This is a genomic window from Vibrio sp. V42_P2S4T144, from assembly GCF_009904715.1.
GTDB classification, from domain to species: domain Bacteria; phylum Pseudomonadota; class Gammaproteobacteria; order Enterobacterales; family Vibrionaceae; genus Vibrio; species Vibrio alginolyticus.
Genome location: NZ_WXWS01000149.1, coordinates 1 through 9637, shown reverse-complemented (window position 1 = coordinate 9637; position 9637 = coordinate 1). Strand labels below are relative to the sequence as shown.

General features: G+C 46.3%; 7 protein-coding genes. 1 reads left to right on the top strand and 6 read right to left on the bottom strand.

Translation table 11 applies throughout. The features are described 5' to 3' along the window. Window positions 1-108: 108 nt before the first annotated feature. Window positions 109-2454 (bottom strand): LPS assembly protein LptD, encoded by a 2346-nt coding sequence (gene lptD, locus CAG68_RS04885; protein ID WP_005379673.1) that lies wholly within the window; start codon window positions 2452-2454, stop codon window positions 109-111. Between the two features lie 266 nt (window positions 2455-2720). On the opposite strand from lptD, the gene djlA reads away from it, so the two are divergent. After that, window positions 2721-3575: a co-chaperone DjlA gene (gene djlA / locus CAG68_RS04880; RefSeq protein ID WP_005383076.1), complete on the top strand. Its 855-nt coding sequence runs from the start codon at window positions 2721-2723 to the stop codon at window positions 3573-3575. Window positions 3576-3717: 142 nt separating this feature from the next. Here the strand turns inward: djlA and CAG68_RS04875 are convergent, their stop codons facing one another. The 5 genes from CAG68_RS04875 to leuA all read right to left on the bottom strand — a co-directional run. After that, complete coding sequence (locus CAG68_RS04875) at window positions 3718-4500, bottom strand: DUF547 domain-containing protein (RefSeq protein ID WP_086046509.1); 783 nt, start codon at window positions 4498-4500, stop codon at window positions 3718-3720. Between the two features lie 335 nt (window positions 4501-4835). Continuing rightward, window positions 4836-5438, bottom strand: coding sequence for a 3-isopropylmalate dehydratase small subunit (gene leuD / locus CAG68_RS04870; protein ID WP_042522424.1), 603 nt, complete (start codon window positions 5436-5438; stop codon window positions 4836-4838). 11 nt (window positions 5439-5449) lie between these two features. After that, window positions 5450-6850 (bottom strand): 3-isopropylmalate dehydratase large subunit, encoded by a 1401-nt coding sequence (gene leuC, locus CAG68_RS04865; protein WP_005379681.1) that lies wholly within the window; start codon window positions 6848-6850, stop codon window positions 5450-5452. Between the two features lie 110 nt (window positions 6851-6960). Further along, a complete protein-coding gene (gene leuB, locus CAG68_RS04860) occupies window positions 6961-8052 on the bottom strand; it encodes a 3-isopropylmalate dehydrogenase (protein WP_005383068.1) in 1092 nt (363 codons plus the stop codon). Window positions 8053-8134: 82 nt separating this feature from the next. Further along, on the bottom strand, window positions 8135-9637 hold a 1503-nt coding region (leuA, locus tag CAG68_RS04855; RefSeq protein ID WP_161440838.1), incomplete at its 5' end, for a 2-isopropylmalate synthase.

Below are 9637 nucleotides of genomic sequence, written 5' to 3'. Positions count from 1 at the left end.
CTCCGCAAGAGAGTAGGGTCGTGAATAAGATTGATTTCCAAATTTTCATTTAAAATTCCGTCAGTATTTTTGAATAGGCGTCTTATTCATTTAAGACGCCTATTTTGATTAATTGTTCAGATAGAATGGGCGGCCGTACTTAATCGCGTTGTCAGAACCATCCAGTTCTTTGACAGCAGTGTCTTCACGCTGGTTGGTCGCAAAGCCTTGAATACCGAAGTTAACGCTGAAGTTATTTTCGTATTCAGGTGATGCCCCGGTGCTGCCGATAGCTTGGTCTTCCCAACCAAGCAATTGGTTTGAGTAAGTGACGCCAATGTACCAACAGTCAGATTGGTAACGTAGGCTCGCTAACCATTCTAGGTCCGCATTTTCATTGAGGTCGTAGTAGTATTGACCACTCGCAGACCAGTTCGGGTTGAACTCGTAGGCCGCTACAATACCTGCTTGAGAAATACCTTTACGAGTAATTGTGTCTAGGTTTTCGAGAATGATCGTATCTTCGATGTATTCACGCGTAACGTAGCGATAGTTACCCTGAATAAAGCCGCCGTTGAATTGGTATTCCAAGGTACTGTTTGCCAACTGCATGGAGCTCAAATCAATATCGTATTGAATTCCACCGTGATAGAACAAGTAATCGTTGTAGTTGAAATCAGCTTCAATTGCCCATGATGAGTAATTGGTTGTCTCATCCGGAAGATTTGGGCTGTTGCTCAGTTTGGTCTTTTTATCGAAGTAGTAAATCTGACCAAATGAAACGTTAAGACGCTCTTTATAGTCATCATCAAAGAAGCGAGTACTCGCACCGTAGCTTAACTGGTTCGCCGAGGCGATTTTATCAATGCCACTGTACTTACGACTGCGGAATAGCCCGTAGTAGTCGGTTTGTAGCAAGGTGGTATCGTAGTTGTAGATGTTGGTTTGATCTTCTTCAGGTACGTACAAGTACTGCAGCTGAGGCTCCAGTGTTTGTGTGTAGCCCTTGATCCAGCTTGTATCTCGCTCTAAGTAAAGTTGCGCATGCGTACGGAACTCAGGAATAACACGAGAAACTTCATCATCCAACTGGTTTTGCAAGTTTACATCTGTCAAACCCGTTAAGTCTTGAGAGTAATACGTAGAGAGCACACGCGCTTCTGTTGTCCACGTTGCCCATGAGTTTGAGAGTGGTAATGTAAGCCCTGGTTCAATGTGAACACGGGTCGCATTTGGTCGCGCAGCATCGCTCGTATCGAAGCGGCTGACTTGGCTCTTCACGTCAAAGTTAAGGTAATCTCCCCACAACGGCGTGTAGTAGTTCAAGTCTAACTGAGGAAGCAGGCGATAAGGGCGGTTCTCTTCTTTCAATAAGATTTGGAAGTCACGAACGGTTAACGAGGCATCCCAGAAGTCAGAACGATATTGTACTTGTCCTTCTTGAACCAGTTGACCATCTTCACGGTTACCAATGTCGGAGTCGAGATCGAGGAAGTAATCAATATCACTCACTTTTGAGTAATCGACTTTGACTATCCACTGTTTATTGATGATACCGTCGTGTTTAACTTGGTAGCCCCAACGAGACTCGTCCTGATATTTGCGATCACTATTGAGGTATTCGCCTTTGATTTCCCCATTTCCCCAACCATCTGTTAGATAGCGGAAATCAGTATCGAGTTTTGTACCACGTTGCTGCATATAGAGCGTGGTGAGTGTCATGTCATATTGAGGCGCGATGTTCCAATAGAATGGCACCTCGACTTCCATACCATCACTAGAACCGTACGATAAAGAAGGGAAGAGGAAACCCGTTTTGCGCGTATCTCCAATTGGCATGGTTAGATACGGCACATAGAAAACAGGCACATCTAACACTTCAAATCGAGGATGATGCAGCGTCGCTGTCTCTTCATCTTGGTCAACATCGATGCCTGACGCAACCAATCGCCATGAATTATCGCCTTGAGGGCACGATGTGATAGAGCCGTCTTCGAGTTCATAAACCGACTGACCTGTGCGAGCGATATAGGCTGCAGTGCCTCGGCCTTGTTGGCAAAGGAACTGATAATCGGTGTTCTCAAGCGAAAACGTATCTTGATTAATGTCGTTAGTAACACGATCAGATCGAGCTTTGACTTGGCCGTCATTGAAAGTCACGTTGCCTTCGGCAACCACGACGTTGTCTTGTTGGTGCAGCGTTACGCTATCTGCGGTAATTTTCTTCTGGCCTTGGGTGACTTGTACATTACCTGAGTACTGAGCTTTGTCACCATTGATGGCTTGCAGGGTGTCAGCTTCTACCACTACTGGGGTATTAAGAGCGTCCTCCTCGCCACTTGTATCGACCAAACATTGATCTGTGGCGGGCATTTCCTGCACACTATCATGGATATTCGCTTCAGCTTGAGTGGTGGGTACAAACAAGGCGGTGCTGATAGAGGCCGCTAAAAATGTGCGGGAGAAATGTTGCATTGAATTGAACTTTCCTGTGTCACTACTACTCGATGGCTATAGGGCTTGTTGTACCCTAGCGTAATAGCCAAATGAATCAACTATAGTCGCATTTATCCCAGCGTATTGATTCACTGTGGCATAATGACGACAAAATAGCTGCAAAGATAAGCAGGCGAAATGGCCTAGCCGAAATAAAACTAATTCCATTATCATAAAGGAAATCGTTGCATCCGGCACTATAAGACCGCCGTCGTCGATAAAAATTCATTGATAGAGAACACATAATGCATATTTTTGGCAAAATTCTGGGTGCCTTTTTTGGCTTGTTACTTGGCGGGCCGCTAGGTTTACTCTTTGGCTTATTTATTGGCCATCAATTCGATAAAGCACGTCGCTTGAGTCAAGCCGGGTTCTCTACTGGCGGCTTTGGAAAAGGGCCAAGTCAAGCTCAGCGCCAAGAAGAGTTTTTTAAAGCGGCGTTTGCGGTAATGGGACATGTGGCAAAAGCGAAAGGCCAAGTCACCAAAGAGGAAATCCAACTGGCTTCAGCCATGATGGACCGCATGAATTTGCATGGCGAACAGCGTCGCGCAGCGCAAGACGCGTTTCGTGAAGGTAAAGACAGCGACTTTCCGTTAGAAGATGTTCTTGTTCGTGTGAAAATTTCGACAGCTGGTCGCTTTGACTTGTTGCAATTTTTCTTAGAGCTGCAAATCTCGGCGGCCTTTGCAGATGGCTCGATCCACCCGAGTGAACGAAATGTACTACACAAGATTGCACGTGGTTTGGGTTTCTCTTCTGAGCAATTAGAGCGTCGTTTGCAAATGCAAGAAGCCGCATTTCGTTTCCAAAGCCAGGGCGGTTTTCATGGTCAGCATCAAGGCCAATCTTCAGGTGGTAGCTGGCAACAAGCTTCACAAGCGGATCAGTTGGCCGACGCGTACAAAATTCTGGATGTGTCTTCAGATGCAGACAGTAAAACCGTTAAGCGTGCTTATCGTAAACTGATGAACGAGCATCACCCGGACAAATTGATGGCTAAAGGCTTACCACCAGAGATGATGAACGTCGCGAAAGAGAAATCTCAAGAGATTCAAAACGCTTACGATCTTATTAAGAAGGTTAAAGGCTTTAAGTAGTCGGACGTTTTCTATCAAACATTTGGATGTAAAAAAGGGCACTCAGTGCCCTTTTTTTTCATGTCTTAGTCTTTGAGTTGCCGGTGTCTTTAGCTTTTGGCCTATTATGTCCCTAATGCTAATTGACCTCACATCCCCCAGTTTAGTTGGCTTGATTCAAGTCCCAATCGTATTCGTATTTCACTTTGCCAGAGAAGTTTTTGTATTGCGGTGCGTACTTTGCGATGTGTTTGAAGATTTGTTTTTCTCCACCAAAGTCCGTTGCAAACCAATCATAAATAGAAGACAGCTGTGCCGTGTTACCTTGGATAGATACGCCTTTGCTGCTGTTGATAAATGTTTTGGCGGCACTATCCAGTAGAGCTTGCGTGTTGTCAGCAGTGAATGCTTGAGATTGCAGATTAGGGCATCCTAGGCTGGCACAGTTAACCGCGTAATGCGTTCTTGGGTCATTCCAAATTGGACGCAAAATTCGATGTTCAATATCGTTTAAAGTTAGATCCTTCCCATTGACCACGACCACATCGTCTCCCCAAGGACCAAAGCTAAATAAACCACCTAGCTTGGTGATTGATTCGACTGGATAGTTATCCAAAATAAGATCTACCGTGATGGCGTTGTAAAGGTTTACCCAATAGGCATATTGCTCTGCTTGGTTGTATTGTAGAGGGTCTAGTTTTGCCAAACGCTGGATGTATTGTTTCAGCTTAGTTTTATCGACAGAGGAGACTTGGCTATAACGAAACAAGGTATTCTCGCCTTGTTCAACTAAATAAGTATCGAGCAGTTGTTGCCATTCTTGATGAGAAATTTGGGTTTGGTTGGCTTGATTCGATTGTTTCCAATATGGCCATAAGTCGGATTTTGGAGCGGAAAATGTCGAGAAAGAAACCAGAGCACACAACAGCAATAACAGACGCTTCATAGAGATACCTTTGAATGAGATATTGTTGATAGTGTAGACCAGTTTAGTGCTTGTTTTCTTTCAGTAATCAGTGGCCTTTATTCGCCGTCATTCCGAGGAGCATAAGCGATATCAGGAATCTAATACCCACAAACTCTTGAGTAAAGACAGTATTAATCTGCACAGTGCGCTCTGGCAGTCGATCCTGAATCACACTCCTTCGTCGCTGTTCAGGATGACGAATTTCAACAGAGGCGTTCGGTATTCCGTAAGCAAAGCGATATAAAATCAGTTGTCTAAATAATTAAAAGGGCCGACAATTGCCAGCCCTTGATTTGTGTATGTACTAACGCGTCTTAACGCAAGAAGCTCGGGATATTTGCCTCGTACTCGGCAATCTTATCTTCATGCTGAAGGGTTAGGCCAATGTTGTCCAAACCGTTTAGCAAGCAATGACGACGGAACGAATCGATTTCAAAGCTGTACTCTTTGCCGTTGGCGCGAACCACATTCGCTTCTAGGTCGACCTCGACTTCTGCACCTTCATTCGCCTCAACAAAATGGAAGATTTCATCCACTTCTTGCTCAGTCAAGCGAACTGGTACCATTTGGTTGTTGATCGAGTTGCCGTAAAAAATATCGGCAAAGCTTGGAGCGATCATCGCTTTGATGCCGTAATCCGCTAGTGCCCACGGTGCGTGCTCACGAGATGAGCCACAGCCGAAGTTCTCACGAGCCAGCAAGATAGATGCGCCTTGGTAGCGAGGTGCGTTCATCACGAACTCTGGATTTGGCTGTTCGCCAGCATCGTCTAGGAAGCGCCAGTCATGGAATAGGTGCTTACCAAACCCTAGGCGGGAGACCTTTTGTAGGAACTGCTTTGGAATGATGGCATCAGTATCAACGTTCGCTGCATCTAGAGGAACAACTAAGCCTGTGTGTTGTTTAAAGCCTGACATTGGTTTGCTCCTTAGTCTAGTTCACGAATATCTACAAAGTGACCAGCAATTGCTGCTGCCGCTGCCATCGCAGGGCTCACTAGGTGGGTACGGCCATCACGACCTTGGCGGCCTTCAAAGTTACGGTTTGAAGTAGACGCACAACGTTCATGTGGACCCAAACGGTCATTGTTCATTGCTAGACACATCGAGCAACCTGGTAGGCGCCACTCAAAGCCCGCTTCTTTAAAGATAACGTCCAAGCCTTCCGCTTCTGCTTGCGCTTTTACTTGCTCAGAGCCAGGAACGATTAGCGCTTGAACGTGAGGCGCGACTTTGCGACCTTTCGCTACTTCAGCGGCTGCGCGCATGTCTTCGATACGTGAGTTAGTACAAGAACCAACGAAGACTTTATCGACGTTGTAATCAGACAATGACTTGCCTGCCTCTAGGCCCATGTAAGCCAATGCTTTTTCTGCCGATGCTTTTTCTACTGGGTCGGCAAAGCTTTCTGGTGCTGGGATAGGTTGATCTACCGCGATAACTTGGCCTGGGTTAGTTCCCCAAGTGACTTGTGGTTTGATATCCGCTGCGTTTAGTGTCACGACTGCATCAAACTGAGCATCATCGTCCGTTTTTAATGTCTTCCAGTACTCTACTGCTGCATCAAAATCCGCACCTTGAGGTGAGAATTTACGGCCTTTGATGTATTCGAACGTGGTTTCATCTGGTGCAATCAAACCGGCTTTCGCTCCTAGCTCAATCGCCATGTTACATACGGTCATGCGGCCTTCCATTGAAAGGTCTGTGATCGCTTCACCGCAGAATTCAACTACGTAACCTGTACCGCCAGCAGCTGTGGTTTCACCGATGATGGCTAGCACGATATCTTTAGCCGTGATACCCGGAGCCACTTTGCCTTTTACTTCGATCTTCATCGTTTTAGCGCGCGCTTGTTTTAGCGTTTGAGTTGCTAATACGTGCTCAACTTCAGATGTACCAATACCAAAAGCGAGAGAACCGAACGCACCGTGTGTAGCCGTGTGTGAGTCACCACAAACAATGGTCATGCCCGGTAGGGTAATACCAAGCTCTGGGCCCATAACATGCACAATACCTTGGTATTTGTGGTTGATGTCGTAAAGCGTAACGCCAAACTCTTCACAGTTTTTCGATAGCGTTTCCATCTGGATACGAGCCATCTCACCCGATGCGTTGATGTCTTTGGTGGTTGTCGAAACGTTGTGGTCCATGGTGGCAAAAGTTTTGCTGACCTGACGCACTTTACGACCTTTTTCACGCAAGCCGTCAAATGCTTGCGGAGACGTCACTTCATGTACCAAGTGACGGTCGATGTACAAGATTGGGTTTTCCCCTTCTGCTGCGACGGCAACGTGTGCGTCGTAGACTTTTTCGTATAATGTTTTGCCCATTGTTTGCTTCCTTTCCTCGTTATCCTTGTTGCTTTGTTTTAGCACCAATGACTTAGAGGTAAGTCATTGGTGGATAGAGGATTTAGTATTTATTATGGATCTGTTTTGTATTAAGAGTTTAAGATGTACTCAGCGATCTTATCGCCCATCTCAGACGTCGAAAGTGCAGGGTTGTCACCAGCAAGGTCACCCGTTAGCTCACCCGCTGATAGTGCTTTTGAAACTGCCGTTTCGATGTCTTGTGCCGCTGTTTCCTCACCTAGGCTATAACGCAGCATCAGTGCAGCAGATAGGATTTGTGCCACAGGGTTAGCGATGTTCTTACCTGCGATATCTGGTGCACTGCCGCCTGCTGGCTCGTACAGACCGAATTTGCTTTCGTTTAGACTTGCTGATGGCAACATACCCATAGAGCCTGTGATCATCGCGCATTCATCAGAAATGATGTCGCCGAAGATGTTTGAACACAGCATTACGTCGAACTGAGCAGGGTCTTTGATAAGCTGCATAGTCGCGTTATCAATGTACATGTGTGACAACTCGACATCTGGGTAGTCTTTTGCGATTTCTTCGACTACTTCACGCCATAAGATAGAGCTTTGTAGAACGTTCGCTTTGTCGATAGAGCACACTTTCTTGCGACGTAGACGAGCAGACTCAAAAGCGATTTTTGCAATACGTTCGATCTCAAAGCGGTGGTACACCTCAGTATCAAATGCTTTTTCTGTTGCGCCTTCACCTTCACGACCTTTCGGTTGGCCGAAGTAGATACCACCCGTCAGTTCACGGACTACCACGATGTCAAAGCCGCGACCCGAGATGTCTGCACGTAGCGGTGAGAAAGCTTCAAGACCTGAGTGAATTTGCGCTGGACGTAAGTTACAGAACAGTTGGAAGTGTTTGCGTAGTGGAAGTAGGGCACCGCGTTCAGGTTGGTCGTTTGGTGGTAAGTGCTCCCATTTAGGGCCGCCAACCGAGCCGAATAGGACTGCATCAGACTCTTCACATGCTTTTATTGTGCTCTCTGGAAGTGGACAACCGTGATTGTCGATCGCGATACCACCTACATCATGCTCGTCACGCTCAAACGCAATACCATGTTTCTTTTCGATTGCATCCAATACTTTATGTGCCTGCGCCATTACTTCCGGGCCAATGCCGTCACCGGGTAGGACGGCAATTTTGTACGATTTGTCTGTCATGTTAATCCTTTAAGTTTTCTAATTTTGAGCTTAATTATTTCAACGAGCGTGTTCTTTCCTGAGCCGTGTAGCCCGGTTGTTATTACACAGTCGCAATCTTTTTCTGCTTCATTTCTTCGATTTTATCTGCACGATGAATGCTGTTAATAACGTGCAATAATGCTTGGCCGGAAGCCTCAACGATGTCGGTGGAAACACCCGTACCGTGGTATTTGCGACCTTTGTAGTTGGCAATGATGTCTGCTTGACCCAAACCATCTTCACCTTCACCTTTCGCGGTTAGGTCGAATTTATCCAGAACGATGTCGTAGCCTGTCACGCGGTAGATACATTGGTATAGCGCATCAACTGGGCCATTACCGACCGCTGCTTCACACATTTCTTCATCACCGCATTGCATTTTGATGCTGGTGGTAGCCATTACGCTGCCAGACTGCACGCTTAGGTAGCTCAATTTGTAGAAGTCATCTTCTTCACGCAAGTTCGAGAAGTGCATTAGGGCTTCTAGGTCGTAATCGAACACTTGGCCTTTGCGGTCAGCAAGTTTCAAGAAATCCGCATACAGTGCGTCTAGGTTGTACTCGTCTTCGTTGTAACCCATGGTGTCCATATGGCTCTTCACGGCAGCGCGACCGCTGCGGCTGGTTAGGTTCAGAGCTTGGTTTTTTAGGCCAATAGACTCAGGGGTCATGATTTCGTAGGTATTCTTATTCTTCAACATGCCATCTTGGTGGATGCCTGAAGAGTGGCTAAACGCATTTGCACCCACAATTGCTTTGTTGCTTTGAATAGGCATATTGCATAGCTGGCTAACCAACTTACTGGTGCGGTGAATTTCATCATGCTTAATGCCAGTGTGAACGCCCAAAAACTCTTGACGAGTCTTGATGATCATTGCGATCTCTTCAAGTGAACAGTTACCCGCTCGCTCTCCAATGCCATTGATCGTGCCTTCTATCTGACGTGCGCCAGCTTGAACGGCGGCAATAGAGTTGGCAACTGACATCCCCAAATCGTCGTGACAGTGAACGGAGATGATCGCTTTATCAATGTTCGGAACGCGGTTAAATAGAGTTTCAATAATCCCACCAAACTCACTTGGTACGGTGTAGCCAACGGTATCTGGAATGTTGATTGTACTCGCACCTGCATTGATGGCGGCTTCTACCATGCGACATAGGTTGTCGATTGGAGTACGACCAGCATCTTCACAAGAAAACTCGACATCATCAGTGTAGTTACGTGCATGTTTAACGGCGTTGACTGCCATTTCTAGTACATCGTCGTAGCTGCGGCGTAGTTTGTCTTCTACGTGAATGGTGGAAGTGGCTAAAAACGTGTGGATACGGAATTGGTCAGCCACTTTTAATGCTTCAGCGGCAGCATCAATGTCTTTCGCAACGGCACGCGAAAGGGCACAAACTCGACTGTTTTTTATGTTTTTTGCGATGGTTTGTACAGACTCGAAATCACCTGGTGAAGAGATTGGGAAGCCAGCTTCGATAACATCAACGCCGAGTCTTTCCAGCGCATAGGCAATCTGCAGTTTTTCTTTAACCGTCAAGCTTGCTGACAACGCTTGCTC